The organism is Streptomyces sp. NPDC048370 (assembly GCF_043200825.1).
Lineage (GTDB): Bacteria > Actinomycetota > Actinomycetes > Streptomycetales > Streptomycetaceae > Streptomyces.
Genome location: NZ_JBICYI010000010.1, coordinates 1 through 22,853, shown reverse-complemented (window position 1 = coordinate 22,853; position 22,853 = coordinate 1). Strand labels below are relative to the sequence as shown.

Sequence of the window (22,853 nt, the reverse complement as noted above, 5' to 3'; positions counted from 1 at the left end):
GAAAGTGACTATCGGAAGGGTTCCCATGAGCAGCAGCGTCACCGTCCCGACGGCCGCCCAGACGGCCGACGTGGCCGCCCGCGCGGCCCAGGTCGGCTCGCAGCAGGCCTGCCCGATCGCCCCGGTGCTCGACATCGTCTTCAGCCGCTGGACCACGCCGATCCTGTGGACGCTGCACTCCTTCGGGCGCCAGCGCTTCGTGGCGCTGCACCGCAACATCGGCACGATCACGGCGAAGGTGCTGACGCAGCGCCTGCGCCAGATGGAGCGGGACGGCCTGGTCGTGCGCACGTACTACCCGGAGGTGCCGCCGCGGGTCGAGTACGAGATCAGCGAGCTGGGCCTGAGCCTCGCGCCGCTCTTCGCCCACCTCGCCGACTGGTCGGCCGACAACCTGCCGCGCGTCGAGCGGGCGCGGCAGGAGTACGACGTCGCGGAGGAGCTGAGTTCCGACCGTTGAGCTCAACGCGCGGTCCTGCCCGATGCCCGGTCCAGCTCCCGCATGACTCCCTGGAAGAAGATCAGCGGCTCCCCCTCCCCCAGAACCACTGACGGCGCACCCACCGCCCGAACGCCCGACCCAGCCGAGCAACAACCAGGGCGACCTCCGCAACCCCTATCCGCTAGGCTGTCACCGGTCGATCGACCCCCAAGGCATGCCTTCGTAGCTCAGGGGATAGAGCACCGCTCTCCTAAAGCGGGTGTCGCAGGTTCGAATCCTGCCGGGGGCACCAGGGAAAAGAGCACCTACGGATCTCCGTAGGTGCTCTTTGACATCTAGGGCTGACATCAACGGCGGCGGTCACTCACGGCCGGGCCGCCTCTTGAGTAGCCGGTCCATGTGGCTGATCGCCTCGCGCTGGGTGTCCTGGACGACGTGTGCGTAGACATCCATGGTGATGCTGATCTGGCTGTGGCCGAGGATCTCCATCACGACGCGAGGAGCGACCCCGGCAGCGGTGAGCAGGGTGGCGCAGCCGTGCCGGGCGTCGTGCAGACGGATCACGCGGAGTCCGGCGGAGGCGGCGACGCGGGTGAAGGAGCGGTAGACGTTGCGCGGCTCGACGGGCCGACCGCTCGCCGTGGTGAAGACGTAGCCGCCCTCCGCCCACTGCTCCCCCGCCTTGACTCGCTGATCGTTCTGCCGCATCCGGTGCCACCTCAGAGGCGCGATGCACATGGCGGGCAGGGGTACGGCCCGCCGGCGGCGCCCCTTGGGATCGTCGTCGTACAGGACACCCCGGCGGCGCTGGGTCTGCTGCCGGACGTACAAGACTCGCTTGTCGAGGTCCACGTCCGCCCAGCGCAGACCGACGAGCTCGCCGCGGCGGAGACCCATGGCGATGGCGAGGACGAAGGCGGCGTACAGCGGGTCCCGGCGGGCTGCGGCGAGGAAGTCGAGCGTCTCATCAAGGGACCAGGGGCTGAGTTCCCGCGCCTTGGCGCGGGGCGGCTCGACGAGGGTGGCCACGTTGCGCGTGATCAGCTCCTCGCGGCAGGCGGCGGTGAGCGCCGTGCGCAGGACGCGGTGGGACTCCTTGGCCGTCGCAGCGGTGGTCTTCTTCTCCAGCTGCACGAGGAAGCGCCGGACGTCGGCGACGCCGAGAGACTCAAGTCGCTTGGAGCCGATCATCGGGACGAGGTACAGACGGACGTGCGCCTCGTATTTGTCGTAAGTGCTGAGCTTGCGACGCGGCTTGATGACGTTGTCGAGCCAGTAAGGCAGCCACTCGGAGAGCTTCGCGGACCGGGTGGGGACGGGGATGCCGTTGGCGGCCTTGTCGAGGAGCGCGCGGCGCTTGGTGTCGCACTCGGCCCAGGTCTTGCCGTAGGCGAACTTCCGGGCGCGGGTGCCGTCCGGCTGGAGGACGTAGACAGCGGCCTGGAAGCGGCCATCCTTGCGCTGGGTGATGGTGCCAGCGCCGTTGGGGTTGCGCTTGCGCTGGGCGGCCATCAGGCGGCCTCCCCGATCTCGCGGGAGATGAACTCCCGTACGGCGTCGACCGGGACGCGGCGGGCGCGACCAACGGTGATCGAGGTGAGGCGGCGCGAGCGGATGAGGTCGTACACGGTGGAGCGTCCTAGCTTGAGCCGCGCCATGACCTCGGGCACTGTGAGCAGTTCGGCGGTGGCGGTGGTCATGCTGCGGCTCCTTCCAGGGCGAGTTGGTCGCGTAGGGCTTCGCGGGCGGTGTCGCGGTTGAGCTGGATGTCACGGGCGATGGACGCGGCCAGAGCGGCTTCCCCAGGGGTGTGGCCGTGGCCGGCGTACTCCCAGGAAGCGAGGACGAGCACGGAGTCCGGGTCGGCACCGTCGCCTTCCTGCGCAGCGCGGTAGTCGGCACGGATCTGGCGGAGGTCGCCGAGGGTGGTCGAGTAGCGGCGGGACTTGGTGGAGAAGTGGCCGCGGAAGCCGAGCATGTGGGCCCAGGCGGTGAGCTTGCGGTCCGGGTAGAGCGGAGCCAGGTCGAGGCAGGCCTCGATAAGGCGACGGGGATGGTCGGCTACGTCCAGGAGGTCGAGCACCTCCCGGTTGCCGATCCGCCGGTCGAGGCTGCCGGTGGTCTCGGCGGCCTTGGTTGCGTACTTCGCGACGTACGCGGCCACGGCCTGTTCGGTGATGTCGGAGCCGTCGCCGAATGCCTTGACCGGTCGGATGTCAAGCTGGCGGCCCCACTGGAACCGCCGCCGCGGCTGGTCTCCGGCGGCCGGGACGGTGATGGTCGTGTACGCGTGGACGGCGGCGGCGCGGATCGCGTCGTCGAGTAGCCGCGCAGTGGCCCAGGGGGGTGGGGTGGTGCCGGGCCCGTGCGGCCCGTCGAGCCGGATCACGGCGTGGAAGTGGATGGCGCCACGCTTCTGGAACTCGGCGACCTTCCCGTACGAGACCCGTAAGACGTCCTTCAGTTCGCGCTGGGTGAGACCGGCGCGGGCGGCGAGCTCGCGGCGCAGACGGTTGGTGAAGCGTTGCCACAGCTGTCCGGCGTGGTTGTTGAAGAGGACAGCTCCGGCGTAGTCGTACGACTCGGGGTCGAGCGCCGTGCCCAGGGCGGGATCGTTCTCCGGGTGGCGGGTGCCGCAGCGACAGGAGCCGCGGTCCGGCCGGTTGTGCACGGGGCCGAAGGACGGGGCGGTGAGGGTGGCGAAGACCCGGGGGTGGTCGCGGACAGTCGCGGGGATGGCTTTGGACTCGTCGCCGGCGAGGCCCGCGCGGATCAGGTGGTACGTGTCCCCGGAGTACGTGTGGGCGCAGGAGGGGCAGCGGGAGGCCCGGCGGTTGCCGCAGGCGACGCGGAGACGGCCGCCGGGCTCGGCCTCCGTGGAGTAGCGGCGGAGTGTCTCACCGGACGTGCGGTCCTTGGCCAGGGACCAGCCGGTCAGGTGGACGGGGTCGGAGCAGCCGCCGGTGCGGTGCACCTGGTCCCGCCAGCGATCGAAGTCGGGGGCGGCGGCGACTCGGAGAACGTCGTGGAGGGTGGCCGGGTCCAGGCCCGCCGCGGCGGCGGCGGTGCGCTGATCCATGATGGGTGTTCCTTCCGGTTGAGAGATCGGCGAGGGGTACGGCTCCCGGGCGGCGGATGCTTGGCGGTATCTAGGCCGCCCGGGGGCCGGTCAGCGGCGCTTGGCCGAAGACGCGATCAGCGAACGGACGACGACGGCGCACACGGCGACCGATGCGGCAGTGACGGCGGTCGCGAGGAGCATCGAGACCAGGACCGTGCCGACGACCAGGACGACGGCGGTGCTGGCGCCGATGGCGGCGAGCGCGGTCCCGGGGGTGATCTGGACGGTGGGCCGGGCCGGGGTGACCGGGGCGGGCGCCGGGACGACCGGGGCCGAGGGCTGCTGCACGGTCTGGATCACGGTCGGCTGGACGACGGCGGGCGGGGTGACGAGCCCGGTCGGCAACGGCATGGTCGGGATCTTGGGTCGGAGCATGGGGTGGTTCTCCCTTCCGGGTCAGGTCACTTGGAGATCGCGGTGTCGATGACGGGGGCCAGCAGGCTGTCGGCGAGGAGGAAGCCACCGAGGAGGAGCACGGCGACGAGCCACCAGGGCGGGCGGATGAGCTTGATGCCGAGGGCGCCGACGACGATCAGGGCAAGCCAGAGCGGGACGTCCACGAGGAGCTTCCGTTCAGTCGGAGATGCGGCAGCGGTGGGTACGGGCCGCGAGCTGGGCGGCGGAGGAGCTGGAGTAGTCCGAGGACCAACCGCAGCGGTCGGAGGTGCAGACGGCGGCGTGCTTGGTGCGGCCGTGGCGGTCGCGGTGGCTGCCGATCTGCACGGGACCGATGCGCATCACGGAGTGGAAGTGGTCGCGAGGGGGCATGACGTTCTCCGTTCTGATCAGGCGAGTTGGGCAGCGATGGCGTCGGCCATGGGTGCGGGGACGCCGAGGCGGGCGCGCAGCGTGTCGGTGTCGATGGACTGGCCGGTCCGGGTGCGGTGATCGGCAGCGAGCTTGCGGGCGTGCTCGACCAGGGCGGCCGGGACGGGCACGGCGGGTGCGGTCGTCGGCACGGGCGGGGTCGGCTCCAGCTCGGCGACGGCATCGGACTCGGGGCCGCGTTCCGGATCGGCCGACGTCTCTCCGATCGGCTCCGGCTCGACCACGGGGTGGGTCTCCGAGGCCGGCAGTGCCGGGGAGTGGGCGAGGAGCGTGCCACCGAGGAAGGCGACCGCGGGCCACCCGGCGATGCCGAAGCGCAGCCAGCCGGGTGGATGGGCGAGGTCGAGGAACCCAGCGGTGGCGACGTTCGCACCGAGCGACGCGAACAGGGAGACCAGGAACCAGCACCAGGCGAGCCGGGACGAGCCGTCCGAGCGGAGGCGGCGCCAGGCGGCGACCAGGAGCAGGTCGACGGAGACGGGGTAGGCCCACGCCTTCCATCCGGTCTGACCGGCAGCGGCGGCCAGGTCGTGCAGGTGGGCGAAGGACAGCGCACCGGCGATCAGGGCTTGGACCAGCACGGCGTCGACGCGGAGCTTGCTGGTCATGTCGGCACCTCCTTTGCGGGCGTTCTGGGCATGGCGGGGTAGGGACGTGGCGCGCGATGCGGTCGCGCCGACCGGGTGGGGCGGGGAGGGTCAGGCGGTAGCCGGGGACTCGGCGGACGCCGGGGCCGGAACCTTGACCGGGTGTACGAGCGGCGCGACGGCGGGCCGGAAGGCGGCAAGGCCGGGCAGGTCCGGGACGAGGTGCGCGTACTTGTTGCAGGCGTTGACGGCCGTACGGAGCGAGGTGTGCGGCGTACGGATGCGGGCCCAGCCGCCGGAGGCATCGCCGGTGATCGCGAGGCCGGGCGAGTCGACAGGGATCTGGACGGTGGCGAGGACGGCGTCCGGCGCGATGTCGCCGAAGGCCATGTTGGCGCTGGTCTCGTCGTTGACGCGGTGGGCGGTACGGACACTGAGCTGAGCGCGGAGCATGGTGATGCCCTTGCCGAGTTCGGAGCCGAAGCGCTGCCCGCAGATCTCCAGATAGATGCCGGCTGCGCGGCCTAGCTGGGCGAGTCGAGCGAGTGAGGTGATGATCCGGTCTCGCCGCTTCTCTTCCTCCTTCGTGGCGAAGAGGGCGAGTTCGGCGACCTCGTCGACGAGGAGGACGACGGGAACGGGACGGAGATGGTCGGGCAGGTCCCAGATGTCGGCGGCGATGTCGGCGTCCGGGGTGTCGGCGGTGATGCGCTGTTCGGCGCGGATGAGTTGGTAGACACCCTCCATGTGCGCGATGAGCGCGTCGAGGAGGTCGGCGGCGGTGTCGGGGTTGTCGGCGAGGGCGGAGAAGCGACGGGCCAGAGGGAAGAGCTCGACCCCTTGCTTGCAGTCGATCCCGATCAAGGCCACTTCCTGGGCGGCGAGTTCGGCGACCAGGTTCCGCTGGTAGACCGACTTCCCGGACTTGGTGGCTCCGATCGTGAGGGCGTGCGGGGTGGTGCGGTAATCGCGGTAATGAACGGCGCCGTCCTCGCGCAGAGCGACCGGCAAGCGCATGGTCGAGCGCTCGACGCCGGCGGGCATCTGAACCCGCTTGAGTACGTCGTAACCGGTCATCCGCAGTTCGACGACGCCGGAGCGGAGCTCCCGCGAGGCCACGCCGTGCATGCCGAATGAGTGCCGCAGCCGGTCGCACGAGGCAGCCACGTCGAACGCGTCCTGTCCGGGGCGAAGCCCCAACCGTAAGACGAGGCCGGTCCGGGTGGGCCGAAGCCGCAGGATGCGCGGGGCCCGGGGCTCCGGCACGGGCCGGTTGGCCATGCGGGCGATGGCGAGACGCCAGCGGGGCGGAGGAACTGTGAGCCCGCAGGCGTCCATGACCGAGGAGTACCGGCCCAGGACCCGAAGGGTGGCGAGTACGACCCCGAAGGTCATCCAGTACCAGGCGGGCCGCCGCCACCGCAGGAGACCTGCGAAGGCGACGACCAGCACAGCGGAGACGATCAACCACCGCATGATCAGGCGGCCTTCGAGGTCGCAGCGCTGCCAACGAGCGAGGTGACCGCGACGGCGCGGAAGGCGATGCCGTGTCGGCGCTGGCCGTTGAACTCGTTCTCCCAGGGCCGGGCGATCAGGCCGGTGACCGCGACCGGGGTGCCCATGACGAGGTCGGCGGAAACGCCGGTCTCCGGGACGGTCACGGTCAGAATCTCCACCTCACCGTTCGCCGCGAACATCACGTCCACGGTCGACAGCGCGGCGCCAGTCTCGGCGTCCATGGCGCGCTCGCCGGTACGGCGGTCCTTCACCTTGGGCTGCGGGGGCTGGGCGACCATCACGGAGGCCGCGGAGGTGTCGACGGGGATCTGACGCACAAAGATCACTCCTCTAGAAGTGCTGGACTCCGTCACTCATGTACATGAGTGCCATGAAGAAGAGTGCCCGACTCCTATACATGAGTCAACCCGCCCAGACGAAGAAGTCCAAGCGGGTTGAGGAGAGTTGACCGCGCGTCAGTCGGCGGCAGGGATCCGATACTCGAAGACGAACTGGTCAGCCGCCATGAGGGTGTCGCAGACCTCGACCACCCGCCCGGTCTTGGTGACGGCGTTCCGCAGCAGGTGAACGACGGGGGCCCCGGGACTCAGAGCGAGTTCGGAAGCCTCGGCCTTGGCTGCCGGCCGAGCCTGCAACGTCTCGACGAACTCGGTGAAGACGTGCCCGTCGTCCTCCAGCCGGGCGTAGATCCCACCGGGCCCGGGGTTCTCAGAGAAGAGCTGAGGGATGTCCTTGACCACGTCCCACGGAAGGTAGGAGGAGGCGGTCTCGACGGGAACGCCGTTACGGAAGTACAGCCGCCGGCGCGCAAGCACCTGCGTACCGGCGTCGACGCCCAGGCGCTCGGCGATGTCCTCCGGCGCTTCCATCGGCCCGATATAGAGGACGCTCACCTTGGCGGTGGCACCGGACTGAGCGGACTCAGCAAGGTATGCGGCCTTCCCCCCACGCCGATGCGAGGCCCGAAACCGATCCGACGACCGCAGCCGCACGGGCGGCCGGTCCTTAACGATCGACCCCTTGCCGTGCCGCGTCTCCACGAGCCCGCTCGCACGAACCTCGACCATTGCCTTACGGATGGTCCCGCCGGCGACGCCGTACCGCTCGGCGAGCTCGGACTCACTCGGCACCAGGTCGCCAGGCTTGAGAACCCCAGCCTGGATCTGCTGAACAATCTCCTCAGCGATCTGGACGTACCGAGGTACGGACCGACCACCTCCTACTGGAGTTCCCACAGTCTTTCCCACTCTCCTATGCTCCTGTACATGAGTAACAGCGCCCGAGAGACGACGTCAACGCCACTGCACTCCGTGTCCGTCGCGGGCGCGGTCGTACGCGAAGACGGCCGACTCTTGGCGATCCGCCGAGCGGACAACGGCACCTGGGAACTCCCGGGCGGCGTACTCGAACTCACGGAGGCCCCCGAAGAGGGCGTGGCCCGCGAGGTCTGGGAAGAGACCGGCATCCGGGTAGAGGTCGAGGAACTGACCGGCGTCTACAAGAACACCACCCGAGGGATCGTGGCGTTGGTCTTCCGCTGCAAGCCATCCGGCGGCAAGGAACGAACCTCCACGGAGTCGACCGCGGTCGAGTGGCTCACCCCGGACGAGATCTCCGACCGCATGACAGAGGTCTATGCGATCCGCCTCCTGGACGCCCTGGACGGAGCCAGCCCGCACGTCCGCAGCCACGACGGCCGGCACCTCCTGGAGAGGTCGGCATGACGGCCCCCATAGCCCTCAGTTTCGAGCTGCTGGCGGAGAAGAAGTCTCACGACAACCTCCAGTTGCGCCTGGGGCCGTATTGCCACACCTGCGACTCGTTCTACCTAGACAACGACGATACGGCCACTGCATCCCCGGACCTGAGGGGGAACCTCGTACGCCTCCTGGAGCAATGGAGGAGCCAGGTCGATGGACTGAGAGGCACAGTCGGCACGGCCTACCTGCCATACGACTTCTCCGACGAGTGCACGGGCTGGCTACGCGTAGGGTCCGCAGACGGACACAACGCCGAGGTGCAGGCCGGATGGAGCATGGTGAACGGCTGGGGCTTCACGCCCTCCGACTACCTTGCGACAGCTTCCGAGATCACAGACTTCGACGCCGAGGCCCACGCCAGGATCGAGTGCTCCTTGGACGACCTGTCTCAGCGCATCGCAGCGAACGCCGAGACCTTCAAGGCCCCCAAGCAGTAGCGCGGTAAGAGTTTCCCTACTTCATCAAGGCACCCGCCGCGCACTGCGCGGCGCGTGCGGCCCGTCGTCCGGGCCGCCGCTCCTGTCTTCGCCCCGCTCCGGCCCGGCCGCCGGCCGCACGCCTGACAGCTCGGGTTGATGGGTGGTGAACCCCGCTGTGGCTGGGGCGGTCGGCTCCACGGCTTTAGGCAGCCACTTTGGGGCGAGCCTCTAAGATCATGGCCCCAACGTCGTGCTTTACCGGGCAGGTCCACAGACTGCCCGCCGCGCCGGAAGCTTACGGGGCCATGATCACTCGCCCCAAAGCAGCTCCCGCCCAAAGCCGCTCCACCGACCTTTTAGGGAACGGAACGCGATCGCTAACGTTCCGAATTCTTAACCAGGTCCGCTACGCCGAAAGCGCCAACCCCTAGCAGTCTGTCGATCAAATCCAAGACCGGCGCTCGCCTTGTTCCGGTGGCGGCTTGTGCATAAGCTCGAATTAGAAGACCACCTACATGCCGACCGCCACCCGCTGCACCAGTTCGCATTTCTGCAGAATCTTCTCCCTTGATCTCAATGAAGCGTTGTGAACATTCCAAGACCAAGTCATCTACACGGTCCGGCGCATGCTCCAGAGTGATGAAGAGCTGAGGCAGAGCCGCTGTGAACGAAGCTGACGAAATTAGACGAGTCAGCGGTTCCTTGAAGGGGCGAAGGCGCTGACCCCGAAGTGCAACCGCCATCTGGCCAACCGCTGCCTGAACCGCAGTGTCGGTGTCATCCATAAGTGCGTCCAAGGCTTTGCGTGCAACGGCTGTGTCATTCGCTGCCGACAGCTTATGCGCGCATAGCTGCGCGGCTCCCTCTCGTTGTGCACTGTCACCTGCGGAAAGAATCTCATTGAGAAGCTCCGCCATGCCCCATTCCACTGCAGCTAGGGCAGCAAGTTGGCCGCCAGCGGTTCGCACTTCCACAACTGGTGATTGAAGCATTCGAGCAATCACTGGGCGTGCTAGGTCCAAGTCCACAGATCCAACGTACGCGATCAAGCGGACGGTTGTTTGCGTCGCGAAGAGGTTATCGTCGTCCGTCTCAATTAGCTGAGAAAATGCCTGCAGGGCCTGATATCGCCCGTGTCGCATGGAAGCATGAACAAGGTGCGCGACACACGCTCGAATCGAGGTAGAGGCGTCTGCTGCTAGCTGATTCAGAGCCGGCGCCACTAGTGCTGTGCGGCTTCCGTCGGTGTCGTGAACGAGGAGATCTCCCAAGGTTTGTGCAGCCGCACCACGAGCGGAGTTTATTCCGGCTTCGTAGGTATCACGACCGACGTTCTCGGCATCCGTAGGTGGCCAACCATCTGGAACTTCGCCTTCGAGACTCACTGGACGAGTTGCGTATTCAACAAAGGTCTGCACGAGATCCAGCGGAACCGACTTGTAGTAGCGTCGAAGTGCAGTACCGAGCCATTGAACATTGTCGCCGTTGCCAAGCGATGAGATGTGACGGACAGCGTTGAATACTACCTCGCCGTCATCTAGCGCTTCTGCTGCCCCAAACGCCTGGAACAAAGCGTTGCTGTAAGCCGGATGTGTGTCGGCGTCAAAATGCATGGCGAGGCGAGCGAATCTTTCTGAATCTTGCTCTGCCTCCTGACGCAACACGCCCGACAGTTCGTGAGCTCCACCCGTGAAGGATTGCCAATCGGTTTTCTGCGAGTTATGTTTCGCAATAGCGCTCAGCCAGTTGTGGTCACTCATTTTCTGGGCGGACTCGAGAGGAATCGGAGAGGCGATGCCTCCGCCAACGACTCCTTGCGGTTCAGGGGGCTGCTCCATCCCCGTGGCTCTGCGCAACTCACCGAGACGGCGCTTTGCAGCTTCAGAAAGCCGTGACTCGTTCATCGCAGACAGGAGGTTGAATGTGTACCACCCCGGTCGCCTGCCCTCCCACGGGAAGCGAAGGGCCAGAATCGCACTCTCAAGCGCACGGAAGGAGTCGTCGGAGCAAAACGAACTCGTGGCCTCAATCAGCTGCCGTGCTCCCCATACAACATTTGATGAGTATCCGCTGAGGAAGCGATGAGCGCCTTCAAGCATGAGGTCAGTTGCCCACTGAGCATAGCGTTCGCCCTCTGTCCGCATTCCCTCGTACAGCAGCCATTGCGCCGTCTCGAATTCGCTTATTGCAAGGGTTTCCAGAGTTGTCTGTGCTTGTTCTGATCCTAGCCTGACAAGGCCGCGAATAGCTGAAGCCGCACCAGTCAGGAGAGCCCCTCCGAGGTCATGCGCATCAAGGCTCGGATATCGATGCGAAAAGTGTCGATCCTTTGTGGGGAGATCGTCCCTCGCGTAAGCTGTTGCCGCCATGACACGCAGCATGTAAGGCACAAGCAGTTCACAAAAAGACGCAGGGGCATTCTCAGCCCCAAGCTGTACCAGCTCAATCGCTGTGTGCTCTCGCACCCTTAGACATTCCACCTCATTGCGCGAATCAACATGCATGGCATTAGGACGGTCGACAAAATAAGCTGCAAGAAGTTCAATCGCCCAAACCGGTTTGATCTGCGCAAGGTTGTGGGATGAAAGCCAGAGCTCTTGCTCAGCATTTCCCTCGTATTGACCGTCACGGACTGCCTGCAGAACCAACTCGAAGAGTGGACGGCTTTCATGTAGGTCGGTAAAGCGAGTAATCCAACGGAGCCAGGCCGGAAATTCACTTTTTGTGACTTGCGCCTGCAGTAGTGACGCTAGTCGGTCGGGATCGGCCTTGGCTGATCCGGTCATGATTTCAAGAGCCCGCTCTTTCTCGGCGACACTATTGCCATTTAGCCAGTATTCAATTAGCCCTTCCTCGTCGAGACGTCGAAACCATTCGGCCGTACACAATGATCGCCACAGTCGGTCTTCGAAGGCGGGATGAGTCTCTAGTACCCCGGCAACCATCTCCCATTCGCCGGACGTCGGTCGGGTTAGCGCGCTCAGAAGAGTCAAGATGACGTCTTTAACGTGAAACCGGACGTCAGTGCTTGCCAATGCATCTTCCACTTCGTTTACAAAGCGATCTGGCTCTAGCTCGCGCAAATGACCCAAAATCTGCCGCACTTGAGCACGTCGAAAGAGCTCTTGCTCTCCACTCCTTAGGAAATCGATAAGGGATTCGTTGCGATCGGCCCATCCCCGGGCGAAGGCGTAATCGAAGAACGATTCGTGAAAGAAGGCGATCTCCTGGCCGTCTCGCACCAGAATGTGCTCCGACACCAACACGCCGGCATCGACAGCCAGATCGGCTTGGTCGAGAACGGTGACGGGGACTGAGAGGCGCTGCCGAGTGCTGATTGCCTCGGCTAGTTTTGAAATAACCTCGTTGAAGCGGACCGATTCCTTCCTTTGTGCGCAGTCGGTCAGCTTGCGTTGCCAGAAGGAATCGAAAAGACTCTTGATCGTCTGGAACGCTAGGGCGTTAGGATCTGCCCCAGATCCATGCAAAAGGACGAGGCACAATGGCGATCGGAGAAGTTTCTTCTGATGGGGACTCAGGGTGGACGCATCGAGCCCCATAGAGAAAAGGGCATCAGCGACCTGAGCTTCAGAGAGCTCTGGTACTTCTATGCGCTCACAATGCCTATCGTCGACCAGTTCCCGAATACGGTGATCGTTTTCTACGTCAAACTTTCGACAGGAAAGCAGTACTCGCATTCTCGGGAACGCGGACGCTTCCCGAACGAGGTCGGCTACCGAATCGAAGTTTCTCGGCATCCTTCCCGAGACTAGGCTGACGGCATCGACCTGATCTACGACGAGTACGGATGGGCGCTCGCCAGCCACAGCCGCAAGGGCTGCCACGGGTGAGATGCTCAGCCCGACCCGCTTACCCAGCTCCGTGGTAGACGCAAAAGATTCTAGTCTATCTAGCCGAAAGCTAAGGACGGGAGTGTCTCGCTCCCGTAGGGCTCGAACGGCCTGCAGAAGCGTGGCACTCTTTCCGCCTCCGGCTGCCCCCATGAGGAGCGTCAGCATGTCCGAGTCTGAATCGAGAAGCTGAATAAGCTGGTCTGCCTCCGGGCGAAGAATTGCAGGCCGAAGAAGCTCACGCTCAACACTCGCAGCCCATGCTGTCGTAATATCGTTGACCATTCCGGAAATCGTATTCCCGGAGAGGATGGTAGAGCGACAGAGGCCGTACTGCTGAAGTCGAGACTCGATGGCCGTTGAATCAAGTGTCGAGCCAAGGCTATAGTTTGCTAGATCCCCGAGTCCTGCGGCTGCAAGACGTCCGGCCGCACCGCTGAGAAGCAGCTCCGCTAGTACTGAGTTTCCGCGGACGAGGTCATTTTCGTCAGGCCATGAGACCCAGAGTCCGCGTAGCACTCTCCATGCGACCTCAGCTGATCCATAGATGGTAGAGGACAGTTCATCGAACGAATCTTTGAGCCCTTTCGTGAGCCGATCGCTTAGGAACTCAGTGAGATCGTCAGCACTCCTCGCTCTTTCTGTGAGCTCTTGGATCGAGCGGGCTGGGACGACTGAGACGAAATGAAAATGGCGCCCTTGGTCCACGTGGTAGCGCGCATTTTCCCAGATTTCTTTTTTGTCGAGCGACCTAACGTTCCAGCTATTGGCATTGCCGTTCTGTCGCTTCACTTGATGTACTTCCACGGTGCTGCCGTGGCGGTATGTGAACTCCGCGCCCTTGCCCAGGTCGTCAATATCTTCGACCTTAATGGAGTCGCCACTCCCAAGCAGTACATAAAGTAGGTGACGAACTGTCCAAGCACCCTCGTACCGATTGCCGAACTTGTCGGTCTCTCCTCCTGCACGAGGGCTCATGTGTTCTCCCGTCTTGGCAGTGTCTCGACAGCCGGGCGTTGGCTTGAGGCGGCAGCCTACTCGCGAAGACGGGGGTTCGTGATGCGATGCCTCGATGTCTGATCAACGCTCGACGAGCGCGCATGCGCGACGGCACAGGAGCCCCCAGGGTCATAGCGGGGCTCCTGTGGATGCTTGCTCCTGCCGCTAGCCGACGGCTGCCGCCGGCAGTTGTGGGCCGTCATTGCCTTCGTGAGTGCTGCCGCCCGGTGCCGTTAGGCGGTGGCCGCGGCTTGTGGCTACGCGGAGCATGTCATTGAGGGCATCCGCCAGGTCCGCTGTCAGGCAGCGAAGTTCATCCGGGTCGGTCCTCTCGTCGTCGAGGGCTTCCAGCGCGTGCGCCACGAGGGCGGCCGCCATGCCTAGTTGGATCTCTTCGGTGTTGTCCGCCAGGCGGGACATGTGGCTGTCGTCATCATCGGTGCTCAGGTAGCAGGGCTTGCCGTCTGGGCCCGCCCACGGGAGGAGGCGCAGCTCGTTGTGGGACGTCATCCTTCGGCCCTTCCGTCTTCGGCGCTGTGATGGGTGGTGAAGCGTGCGTCGGCTCGATCGCCGGGGAGGACTAACAGGGCGGCTTCGACGACGCGGCCTGTGATGTCAGCAGATACCCGAGTGATCGCGAGGACTGCCAGCGCCGAGCTGATCCGGAGGGTTGAGGCTTCCTCCAGGGTCGGGAGGCGGGCGCCGACCTTCTCGCGGACCTCCGCGATGTGTGGCCCGAGTGGCGCTGGCTTGGGCCAGCGACAGGACGATTCGGCCGGCGCCAGCTCTCTGGGGACGTAGATGCGGGCCAGGCTGTGTGGCGACTCCCCCACGTGGCTGACACAGAGGTACTCGGTCAGCAGGGCTCGTGATGACACCTTCAGCAGGGTGCTCAGCACCCCTTGCGCCCGGAGGTGGGTGGTGCGGACCGTGACATGGAGCGTCGGAACGATGGGAGTGAGGGCGCCTCCCTCGTACGTGAGTCTGCGGCGGAGGCGGCGGACGAAGTTGCCTTTGCCGTGGACCTTTTCGATCAGGCCCTCGGCCTGGAGGAGTGCGAGGGCGTTGCGCAGTGTCGCCGTGCTGACCCTGTAGCGCGCGGCGAGCTGGGGCTCCGAGGGGAGGCGTTCGCCGGGCTTGAGGAGGCCCGTGGTGATCTGGGTCCTGAGGTCGTCGGCGATGGTGTGGCGGAGGGACGGCACGGGTTGATCACCACCTTCTGAGGACCCGTACGGCAACGAGTCGGGTTCGGGGGTGGATGGTCAGCAGTTCGCCCGACTCGAAGAGAAGACGTTTGGCGCCCTGAGGCAGTTGGAAGAGGTCGGCCACTCGGCAGGGTTGCCCGCCGATCTGGATGACGTCGCCGCGCTGCACGTTGGTCGAGGTGATCTCGACAGGCGCGGCCATCGCACCACTCGGAGCCCAGGCCTTCATGAGGCCGTCCCCATGGAAGTGGCCGCGGCGGCTGGCGCGTGGCAGGAGCAGGCGCATGTCTCGTAGACCACGGGAACGCCGACCGGCGCAGTCACCGGGGACGAATGCGCGCACTCGTGGTGCGTGCCGATCCGGCACGAAGTCGATCGGTAAGGGGCTGCCTTCGGCTGCGGCATCAGTGGGCCTCCGCCGGCTTGAAGCAGGTACAGGCGAGGAGTTCCTCGACTGCCAGTACGTACGGGCGGACGAGTGCGGTCTCCTCACCCGGAAGGAAGTCCGTGCGGTCCCGGGGCTGTCTCAGCGCCAGCGTCGGCCAGTCGGTGAGGGTGGGGCTGGACTGCGTTAACGGGGCGTGGTGGCGGGCCTTTCGGGAGTACCGCTCTCTGGTGCGCGCTACGGCGCGACGGATACGGTTGAACACGCTGATCAGCTCCTATCGCTGATGGCCAGGTCCCCGGACATCGCCCGTCGCGGGGACCGCTTTGCGTACGACGGCCCACAGGGTGCGGCCGCCCAGGCTGGTGGCGAGGAGTCCGAACCGGTCTGCCTTCGCCACCACTTCCAGGACCTCCCGCCATGTCTCGGCGGGGAAGGAATCCGGCACCTCCACTTCGATCGACGTGTGTCTGGTGTGCTCTTGCACGCGCGTGGACAGCCCCACAGCTGACAACCGGGCGGCGATGGCCTCCGCGCTTACCTCTGAAGCGGGCACTGGGCAGCCTCCGTCACCGGCGATCACTTTGAGTGAAGCTAGTTAACTAGGTTAGAGCTAGTGGACTAGATTTTCCATATGCCTGAGCAGCCGCCTTATCTCCGTATCGCCGACGAACTCCGGCGGCGGATCGCGGAGCACGAGTGGACGCCCGGAGACCGGCTGCCCTCCCGCGCCCAGATCGGCCAGGAGTGCGGCGTAGGCGAGAACGTCGTCCGCCGCGCGCAGGAGCTCCTGATCTCCCAGGGCGTGTTGGAGGGGCGGGCCGGGTCCGGGACATACGTGGTCGAGCCGCGGCAGCGGGTGCGGATGGTTCGGTCCGCGGCGCGCGAGCAGCCCGACGGGTCGCCGTTCCGCGCGGACATGAAGGCCGTGGGGCGGAACGGTGGCTGGGAGAGCCGGACAGATGCCAAGGTGCCCGCGCCGGCGGAGATCGCTGCGCGGCTCGGGATCGGTGAGGGCGAGCTGTGCGTCCGGACCGTGTACGAGTTCCTCGCCGACGGGCGGCCCGTGCAGTTGTCCACGAGCTGGGAGCCGTACGACCTCACCGGCGGGACCCTCGTCGTACTTCCCGAGGGCGGGCCGCACGCCGGGGCCGGCGTCGTGAACCGGATGGCCGCGATCGGCATCACGGTCAGCCACGCCGTTGAGCAGCCGGAGCCGCGGCAAGCCACCGCTGAGGAAGCGTCGCTCCTCGGGATCCAGAAGGCCGCGCTCGTCACGCACATCCGGCGGACGTATTACAGCGACGAGGGCCACCCGGTGGAAACTGCCGACATCGTCGTCCCCGCCGCTCTCTGCGAGATCGTCTACGAGATCCCCATCAGCCGCTAGGCGGGGCTGTCAGTGCTCCGGCGTACCTTCTCGCCATGGCGAACAGACCCCCTGAGAACTGGCGTGCCTGGATGGTGCAAGTGGCCCGCGACATCGAGGCCGGGATCCTGGGGCCCGAGTGCGCCCGTGCGGCGGAGATGTACCCGGAGTCCTTGCTGAGGGCGACGGACTCGGCCTTGGAGGCATTCGAGGCGGAGATGCGTGGGCTGGTGAAGCCCTCCGACGAAGAGGTCTTCCGGGCTGTCGAGAGGGTCGTTCTCGCGCTCAACGCCGTCGACCACGATCCGGCCCATAGCGGGGCCCGCTTCTGCACCGAAGAGCGGGAGCAGTTGTGCGACTACGTCGACCTCACCCTGGGCGAGCATGGTGTGGACGTGGCTGCTTTGTTGGCGAGGAAGGGCATCGTCCGAGCCGGGATCACCGACGCCTGGCGCGACTGGTGACCGCGGATCAGGCAGCGGAGCCTGACATCCAGAGCTGACATCAACGGCACCGAACGAGGGCGGTCTCAGGCGGTCGCTGAGAACGGGACAGGGCTCGGTGCGGAGCCCTACAGCACCCGCCCGATCGAACTCCTAAAGCGGGTGTCGCAGGTTCGAATCCTGCCGGGGTGAGACTGAGCGGCTGAGTTGGCTCCCTAGCGCTTGAGTTGGCCTGGCTGAGCTGTCCAGTTGGCCGGTGCGCCCGCTGACGTAGCACGCCCCCGGATCCGGTAGTTTGAACGCGTTCAAGTCATCGGGTCCGGGGGTTGGTCATGCACGCCGCTGCGCGAGCGAGTGTTCATCCATGGCAGTTCGGCCTCGTGCTGTGCGCCGTGGTCACCCCCCTACCCGTGCTGATCGTGTGGTTCGCGGGTTCCGGCATCCTGGCGCTCGCCTTCGCGACCGCCGCGGTGGCCTCCGTGCCGTTGTTCCTGTACGCCCGGCCGTCCGGCTTCGTCTACGTCGCGGGCGCCATCGCGGCGCTGCTGGTGCTGTGGTCGTTCATCGGCGCCATGGCCGGCATGTTCCTGTTCTTCCCCTCGGCGCTGCAGCTCCTGCTGGCCACCGGGGCGGACCCGCGCGAACGCCCGACCGCCGCCAAGGTGATGGCCGGTGCCGGACTCATGCTGTCGGCGGCGGTCGTAGTGCGGTCGTTGAGGAGCTGAGCGCTCCCAGGGGGTGTCCGGCTAGCGGGTGCGCGGCTGGTTGAAGCGGAGCATGTTGCCGGCGGGCTCCGCCTGCTGTGATGTCGTACTCCGCTTCTATGCTCCTGCGATGACGTCTTACGAAGGCACGCACCCCACCGTTCTCGTCCGAGTGGGCAACCTCCACGCCCAGATCGACGAGCAGCTCGCACCAGCTATCCAGGCGATCTGGGAGTGTGGCATCGACACGTTCACCTGCTGCCAGGACTTGGCCGAGAGCAACGCGGATTGGCCAGCGAAGTTGCCGCACATGGCGGAGTGGGTGGAGTCCCGCCGCGGCTGGATGCTCATCGACTTCCCGGTCGACAGCGGACTCTCCTTCCTCTCGGCCGTAGCAAATGCCGGACCGCGGGATGCCTTCTACGTGCGGATGACGCACTGGGCCGCCCCCGACGCCTGGGACGTGACGATCAAGCCGATGGACGCGGCAATGTTTCAGGGCGACCAGCCGTCGGAGTTCGCCCTGCGCCTCCTGCAGGTCAGCTTCCCTGCCTACGATCTGCCGGAACTGACCCGGCGCCTCCACGAACACATCGCCGGCCGTACGGTGCCGCCCGCCCCCGCTGACTGGAGCACGGTGGGTCGCTAGCTTCCGACCGGATCGCTCTGGATGCGGGCTCCAGCTGAGCGCTCTACTTGGCCAGACGGGCCAAGTAGAGGGCTCAGTCACACGGGGGCACAGAGGCAAAGGGCACCTAGCAACGTTGCTAGGTGCCCTTTGACGTACGCGGCGGCGCTTCGGCTCTCAGCGGAGTTCCTTCGGGCAGGCCGTGCCCCTCGGGAAGAACTTGTACGGGGCCGACAGGCGGTAGACGCCCGCCTTCGGGGCCAGGAGTTCCGTCCACTCGTCGCCCTCCGCGTCCGCCTCCGTCTTCAGGAGGCAGCCCGACTCGTTGAGGAAGACCTTCTCCAGCTCCTCCGTCGACTCCTCCCGGGCCGTCTTCGACGCCTCCGTCTCCTCCGGCGGCTCGATCTTGCCGCCGGTCTCGTCGACGAGCGCGAGCCACGGTGAGTACGGGACGCGGATCAGGACCCGGCCCGGGGCGTCGACCTCGATCACGACCTCGTTCGCGCCCGCCCGGCGCACCTTCGCCGGCGGGTCCGCGAGCGGGGTCGGGGCGTCCACCTCGTACAGGCGCCAGTTCGCGTCCGACCAGACCTGCTTCAGGTACGGCAGCCCGTCCCCGACAAGCTCCGCCTCCAGCTCGGCGCCCGAGTCCGGCGCCCCCGTCGGCAGCACCACGTAGTGCACCGCCCAGCGGTCCAGCCAGTCCTGGTAGTTCGTGGCGTTCAGGGTGTCGTCGTAGAAGAGCGGGTTCCGCTCCATGTCCGCCTGGCGGTTCCAGCCCCGCGCCAGGTTGATGTACGGGCTGAGCGCCGAGGACTCGCGGTGGCTCGACGCCGGTACGACCTCGACCCGCGCCTTCTCCGCACCTCGCACCTGCAACTGGTTGATCAGCGGCGCGACCTCCCGCGTCCACGACGCGTCCGGAGCGGTGCGGATGACGTCGTCGACGCCCTTGAAGCCGATCCAGACGTTGAGGCCGGCGAAGGCCAGCACGATCGCGTACCACTTCCGCGAGCGCGGGACGCTGTACGGCAGCGCCGCCAGCAGGACCACGCCCGCGAAGAGCATCACGAGCCGCGAGACGTTCGAGCCGATCTGCGAGTCGATCAGCCAGGTCAGCAGCGTCCCCGCCGCGTACACCGCCGCGCCCGTGCGTACCGTGCGCCACTCGCGCGGTACGAGCGCGAAGCACAGCACCCCGAAGAGGAACGGCAGCGCCGTCGACGCCCACGACATCGGCTGCGTACCGGAGAAGGGGAACAGCCAGGAGGAGAGGGCCACCACCAGGACCGGGGCCAGGCCAAGCGCGTACGCGCCCGGCCGGCGGCGGTTCAGGAACAGTGCCGCCGCCGCGACACCGAGGAAGAGGCCCGCCACCGGGCTGCACGCGGTCGCGATGCCCGCGAGCGGCGCGGCGACCGCCGCCTTCGCCCAGCGCCTGCGGCGCCAGCGGTGCGGCCAGCAGAAGACCGCGGCGACCGCGCCCAGCGCGAACATCATGCCGAGCCCGAACGTCACCCGTCCCGACAGCGCGTTGCAGAGGAACGCGAAGACGCCCGCGAGCGCGCACGCCAGCGGATTGCGCACCGCCCGCACCCGCACCAGGATCAGCGCCGTCAGACCGGCCGAGAGCGTGCCCGCGATCATCATCGTCGTACGGACGCCGAGCACCGACATCACGTACGGCGAGACGACGCTGTACGAGACCGGGTGCATCCCCCCGTACCAGGCGAGGTTGTACGCGGAGTCCGGATGCCGGCCCACGAACTCGGCCCACGCGTCCTGCGCCGCGAGGTCCCCGCCGCTGTTCGCGAACAGGAAGAACCAGAGGACGTGAGTCAGGGCGGCCACACCCGTCGCGATCATGACCGGGTAGCGGCGCCTGCGGCGCGGTCGCCGCGCGGGCGATGCCTCAGGCGACGGCTCGGCCGGCTGCCTGGGGGTCGGGAGGTCTATTCGCGAGGAGGGCCCAGAGATCTTGGAGTGCGGCGGTTCGGGGTGCCTGGGCGCGCTCTCGTCGGCGCGTGTCGGCTCGGCGGTGGTCACTCGCGTCCCTCTCCCGTGCTGCTCCCGAACTGCCTTTCGCACATGTCTCGGCCTCCGGAACGCTAACAGCAGGGCGCCCCGGGGAAACCGGGACGCCCTGACACGTCAGCCCAGACGGGTCAGCTTCTTGTCGAAGCCGGGCTCCACGAGGTCCGTCTTGAGCGAGACCGGAGAGCTGACCTTGCCCGTACCGGTGCCGATCGACACCTGGCCGACGACGTCGCCCGCCTTGCCGGTGTGCGGGACGGCCTTGCCGCCGTCGGTCAGCTCCAGGTCGACCTTCAGACCCGGCCAGCCGACGGCCTTGAGCTCCTTGTCCGCGACCACGGCGGTACGACCCCCCAGGCCGTCGTCGATGTGGCCGACGACCTGACCCTTGCGGATCACGGCGGCCGAGGTCACGTCCTTCTGTGCCTGCTGGATCAGCTTGAGGCTGTAGTCGATCGACAGCTGGAGCTTCTGGTGCAGCAGCTTGGCGTCCTTCGCACCCATGACGATGCCGAGGATCCGGCGCTCCTTGCCGTCGACCACGGTGTTCGCGGACCAGAGGAGGTTGCCGCCGGCCGGGGTCGACGAGCCGGTCTTGATGCCGGAGACACCGGGCTCGAGCAGGATGTTGTTGTTGTTCTCGATCTGGCCGGGGATGCCGTCGACGGTCAGGTTCGGCATGTTCACGATCTCCCGGAACACGTCGTACTGCATGACCGCCTTCGCCAGCTTCAGCTGGTCCTGCGGGGTGGAGACGGTGGTCGACTCCAGACCGGACGGGTCCGTGTACGTCGACTCCGTCATCCCGAGGTCCTTGGCGGCGGCGTTCATCTTCTCGACGAACGCGGCCTCGGAACCGGCGTCCCAGCGCGCCAGGAGCCGCGCCACGTTGTTCGCGGACGGGATCATGAGGAGCTGGACCAGCTCCTTCTCCGTGTACGTCTGGCCTTCCTTGACCGCCGCCGTCGACTCGAACTGCGCGCCGGCCTCGTCGGCCGCCTTCTTGTCGATGGTGATCTCGGGGCCGGGCTCCGCGCCCTTGATCGGGTGGTCCCTGAGGATCACGTACGCCGTCATCGTCTTCGCCACGCTCGCGAGCGGGGCGGGCTTCTGGGCCCCGTACGTCCCGAGCGAGCCGACGCCCTCGACCTCGGCGGCGCCCTGACCCTCGGTCGGCCACGGCATCTGCAGCTCGCCGCCCTCGAAGGTGAAGGTGGGCGCGGCGGTGAGGGAGAGCGTGGGCGCCGGAAGCGGCCGCACGAACTGTACGACCGCAAAGACGATCAGCAGCAGAACGACCAGCGGCGTCCAGATCCGCACCCGCCGGAGGGTGATGCGCATCGGCGTCGGCGCCGGGGGCGGGGTGTTGGTCAGCTCGGCGAGCAGGTCGAGCGGGGGAAGCGGCGGCATCGGCTGCTGCCTCGTCCGCTCGGCCTCGGCGAGCGAGGGCGGGGGTACGGGGGTGGGGGCCGGGGCCGCAGCCGCCGCGGGGGCGCGGGGCGTCGGGGACACGGGGGGCGTCGGGGACGCCTTGGCCGCGGGAGCCGCGGGAGCCGCCGGCGTGTCCGGGCGCAGCGGTACGAAGGTGCTCGGGCGTTCCTGCGCAGGCGCGGGCTCCGGAGCGGGCGGCATCTTGAGCGCCGTCGTCGGCTGGTCCACGACCGGCGGACGGACGATCTTGAACATGGCGGTCGGCTGATCGACGGGTTCGGCCGACTCGGCAGGGTCGGTCGACTCGGCCGACTCGGCGCGGTCGGTGGACTCGGCGGACTCAGCGCGGTCGGTGGACTCCGCCGGCTCGGGCTCCTGCTCGTCGGCCTCCGGCTCGGGCTCGGCCTGGGCCTCCGGCTGGGGCTCGGCCTCGGGCTCGTCCTCGGCCTCCTGCGTCGCCTCGGCGGGCTTCCGCGAGGCGAACCAGGAGTCGGCGGCCTCGGGGGCCTCAGCGGCCTCCTGAACCGTTTCCGCGTCCGCATCCGCGTCCGCCTCGGAGTCCGCGTCGTCGTTGGAGTCCTCCTGAGCCACCGGCTCGTCCTCGGAGGCCGCCTCGGCCTCGGTCGCCTCGGCCTCGTCGTCGGAGGCGACCCACGCCGCCACCGCGGCCCGCAGACGGTCGCTCTCGCCCTCCGAGCCTTCCGTGCCCTCCGAGCCCGCCTCCGAAGCCGTCTCCGACTCCTCGGCACGCTCCTCGGCACGCTCCTCGGCAGCCGCCTCCGGCTCCGCCGCGCGCTCCTCCGCCGGAGCGTCGTCCTCCGGGGTCCGCGGCGCCAAGGTCTTGAAGACGGCCGTCGGCTGGTCGACCTGGACCGGCGACGGCGCGGGCTCGCGGAGTACCGACAGCCGGGGATCCCGGCCGCCGCCGCCCGGAGTCTTCTCCCGCGAGGACTCCTGCTGCTCCGCCTTGTCGGGGGACTCGCCCGCCACCGTGCCTCCTCCATGCGTCATGCGTACGTCCGAACCATGTATCAGTGTCCTGTGTGAACCCCTTGGCCCCCGTGCTAGACGAGAACGACATACCTACTGGTTCCCGTACGAAGCACCCAGGCGCTCTCGACAGATGAAT

At 67.0% G+C, this 22,853-nt stretch carries 25 protein-coding genes and 1 tRNA gene; 8 read left to right on the top strand and 18 right to left on the bottom strand.

All coding sequences use genetic code 11. The features are described 5' to 3' along the window. Window positions 1-25 precede the first annotated feature (25 nt). Together ACGFYP_RS21670 and ACGFYP_RS21665 are read left to right on the top strand one after the other, a co-directional pair. Window positions 26-460 (top strand): winged helix-turn-helix transcriptional regulator, encoded by a 435-nt coding sequence (locus ACGFYP_RS21670; protein WP_393495856.1) that lies wholly within the window; start codon window positions 26-28, stop codon window positions 458-460. A gap of 198 nt (window positions 461-658) precedes the next feature. Then, window positions 659-734 (top strand) — tRNA-Arg (locus ACGFYP_RS21665). 68 nt (window positions 735-802) lie between these two features. Here the strand turns inward: ACGFYP_RS21665 and ACGFYP_RS21660 are convergent. The 10 genes from ACGFYP_RS21660 to ACGFYP_RS21615 all read right to left on the bottom strand — a co-directional run bounded on the left by ACGFYP_RS21660 (window position 803) and on the right by ACGFYP_RS21615 (window position 7,731). Beyond that, entirely contained in the window at window positions 803-1,954 is a 1,152-nt protein-coding gene (locus tag ACGFYP_RS21660) for a tyrosine-type recombinase/integrase (protein WP_393495853.1), read from the bottom strand. Next, entirely contained in the window at window positions 1,954-2,142 is a 189-nt protein-coding gene (locus ACGFYP_RS21655) for a helix-turn-helix domain-containing protein (protein ID WP_393495849.1), read from the bottom strand. The genes ACGFYP_RS21660 and ACGFYP_RS21655 overlap by 1 nt, the downstream gene beginning before the upstream one ends. Further along, window positions 2,139-3,521: a replication initiator protein RepSA gene (repSA, locus tag ACGFYP_RS21650; protein WP_393495845.1), complete on the bottom strand. Its 1,383-nt coding sequence runs from the start codon at window positions 3,519-3,521 to the stop codon at window positions 2,139-2,141. Before repSA ends, ACGFYP_RS21655 begins: the two co-directional genes overlap by 4 nt. Window positions 3,522-3,611: 90 nt before the next feature. Next, a complete protein-coding gene (locus ACGFYP_RS21645; protein ID WP_393495842.1) occupies window positions 3,612-3,938 on the bottom strand; it encodes a SpdD-like protein in 327 nt (108 codons plus the stop codon). A gap of 26 nt (window positions 3,939-3,964) precedes the next feature. Then, complete coding sequence (locus tag ACGFYP_RS21640) at window positions 3,965-4,123, bottom strand: hypothetical protein (RefSeq protein ID WP_017947661.1); 159 nt, start codon at window positions 4,121-4,123, stop codon at window positions 3,965-3,967. A gap of 13 nt (window positions 4,124-4,136) precedes the next feature. Continuing rightward, window positions 4,137-4,331, bottom strand: a complete 195-nt coding sequence (locus tag ACGFYP_RS21635; protein WP_393495837.1) for a mobile element transfer protein — start codon at window positions 4,329-4,331, stop codon at window positions 4,137-4,139. A 17-nt stretch (window positions 4,332-4,348) separates the two neighbouring features. After that, entirely contained in the window at window positions 4,349-4,999 is a 651-nt protein-coding gene (locus ACGFYP_RS21630; RefSeq protein ID WP_393495834.1) for a DUF2637 domain-containing protein, read from the bottom strand. A 90-nt stretch (window positions 5,000-5,089) separates the two neighbouring features. Continuing rightward, window positions 5,090-6,454, bottom strand: a complete 1,365-nt coding sequence (locus ACGFYP_RS21625; protein WP_393495831.1) for an FtsK/SpoIIIE domain-containing protein — start codon at window positions 6,452-6,454, stop codon at window positions 5,090-5,092. Between the two features lie 2 nt (window positions 6,455-6,456). Beyond that, window positions 6,457-6,813 (bottom strand): hypothetical protein, encoded by a 357-nt coding sequence (locus ACGFYP_RS21620; protein WP_393495828.1) that lies wholly within the window; start codon window positions 6,811-6,813, stop codon window positions 6,457-6,459. 138 nt (window positions 6,814-6,951) lie between these two features. Continuing rightward, window positions 6,952-7,731: a GntR family transcriptional regulator gene (locus ACGFYP_RS21615; RefSeq protein ID WP_393496487.1), complete on the bottom strand. Its 780-nt coding sequence runs from the start codon at window positions 7,729-7,731 to the stop codon at window positions 6,952-6,954. 18 nt (window positions 7,732-7,749) lie between these two features. Here ACGFYP_RS21615 and ACGFYP_RS21610 point away from each other — a divergent pair, with 18 nt between their 5' ends. After that, the gene (locus tag ACGFYP_RS21610) at window positions 7,750-8,220 is read left to right on the top strand and encodes an NUDIX hydrolase (protein ID WP_393495825.1); all 471 of its coding nucleotides are present in this window, start codon (window positions 7,750-7,752) and stop codon (window positions 8,218-8,220) included. Further along, window positions 8,217-8,693 carry a hypothetical protein gene (locus tag ACGFYP_RS21605; RefSeq protein WP_393495822.1) on the top strand — a complete coding sequence of 159 codons (477 nt, stop codon included), beginning with the start codon at window positions 8,217-8,219 and terminating at the stop codon, window positions 8,691-8,693. The genes ACGFYP_RS21610 and ACGFYP_RS21605 overlap by 4 nt, the downstream gene beginning before the upstream one ends. Window positions 8,694-9,052: 359 nt before the next feature. Here the strand turns inward: ACGFYP_RS21605 and ACGFYP_RS21600 are convergent, their stop codons facing one another. From ACGFYP_RS21600 to ACGFYP_RS21575, 6 genes are all read right to left on the bottom strand, one after another. Beyond that, window positions 9,053-13,504 carry a hypothetical protein gene (locus tag ACGFYP_RS21600; protein WP_393495819.1) on the bottom strand — a complete coding sequence of 1,484 codons (4,452 nt, stop codon included), beginning with the start codon at window positions 13,502-13,504 and terminating at the stop codon, window positions 9,053-9,055. Between the two features lie 186 nt (window positions 13,505-13,690). Continuing rightward, entirely contained in the window at window positions 13,691-14,035 is a 345-nt protein-coding gene (locus ACGFYP_RS21595; protein ID WP_393495816.1) for a hypothetical protein, read from the bottom strand. Further along, the gene (locus ACGFYP_RS21590; protein ID WP_393495813.1) at window positions 14,032-14,727 is read right to left on the bottom strand and encodes a GntR family transcriptional regulator; all 696 of its coding nucleotides are present in this window, start codon (window positions 14,725-14,727) and stop codon (window positions 14,032-14,034) included. The genes ACGFYP_RS21595 and ACGFYP_RS21590 overlap by 4 nt, the downstream gene beginning before the upstream one ends. A gap of 7 nt (window positions 14,728-14,734) precedes the next feature. After that, window positions 14,735-14,959, bottom strand: a complete 225-nt coding sequence (locus ACGFYP_RS21585; RefSeq protein WP_393495810.1) for a hypothetical protein — start codon at window positions 14,957-14,959, stop codon at window positions 14,735-14,737. A 175-nt stretch (window positions 14,960-15,134) separates the two neighbouring features. Further along, entirely contained in the window at window positions 15,135-15,380 is a 246-nt protein-coding gene (locus ACGFYP_RS21580) for a hypothetical protein (RefSeq protein ID WP_393495807.1), read from the bottom strand. Between the two features lie 12 nt (window positions 15,381-15,392). Next, entirely contained in the window at window positions 15,393-15,671 is a 279-nt protein-coding gene (locus tag ACGFYP_RS21575) for a hypothetical protein (protein WP_393496483.1), read from the bottom strand. Between the two features lie 78 nt (window positions 15,672-15,749). Between ACGFYP_RS21575 and ACGFYP_RS21570 the strand changes: the two genes are divergently transcribed. From ACGFYP_RS21570 to ACGFYP_RS21555, 4 genes are all read left to right on the top strand, one after another. After that, window positions 15,750-16,505: a GntR family transcriptional regulator gene (locus ACGFYP_RS21570; RefSeq protein ID WP_393495804.1), complete on the top strand. Its 756-nt coding sequence runs from the start codon at window positions 15,750-15,752 to the stop codon at window positions 16,503-16,505. 35 nt (window positions 16,506-16,540) lie between these two features. Then, a complete protein-coding gene (locus tag ACGFYP_RS21565) occupies window positions 16,541-16,948 on the top strand; it encodes a hypothetical protein (protein ID WP_393495801.1) in 408 nt (135 codons plus the stop codon). 389 nt (window positions 16,949-17,337) lie between these two features. Next, window positions 17,338-17,652: a hypothetical protein gene (locus ACGFYP_RS21560; protein ID WP_393495798.1), complete on the top strand. Its 315-nt coding sequence runs from the start codon at window positions 17,338-17,340 to the stop codon at window positions 17,650-17,652. 109 nt (window positions 17,653-17,761) lie between these two features. Beyond that, complete coding sequence (locus tag ACGFYP_RS21555; protein WP_393495795.1) at window positions 17,762-18,280, top strand: hypothetical protein; 519 nt, start codon at window positions 17,762-17,764, stop codon at window positions 18,278-18,280. A 156-nt stretch (window positions 18,281-18,436) separates the two neighbouring features. Here ACGFYP_RS21555 and ACGFYP_RS21550 read toward each other — a convergent pair whose 3' ends face one another. Further along, entirely contained in the window at window positions 18,437-20,125 is a 1,689-nt protein-coding gene (locus ACGFYP_RS21550; protein ID WP_393495792.1) for an MFS transporter, read from the bottom strand. 285 nt (window positions 20,126-20,410) lie between these two features. Continuing rightward, window positions 20,411-22,735 carry a D-alanyl-D-alanine carboxypeptidase family protein gene (locus ACGFYP_RS21545; protein ID WP_393495789.1) on the bottom strand — a complete coding sequence of 775 codons (2,325 nt, stop codon included), beginning with the start codon at window positions 22,733-22,735 and terminating at the stop codon, window positions 20,411-20,413. Between the last annotated feature and the right edge of the window lie 118 nt (window positions 22,736-22,853).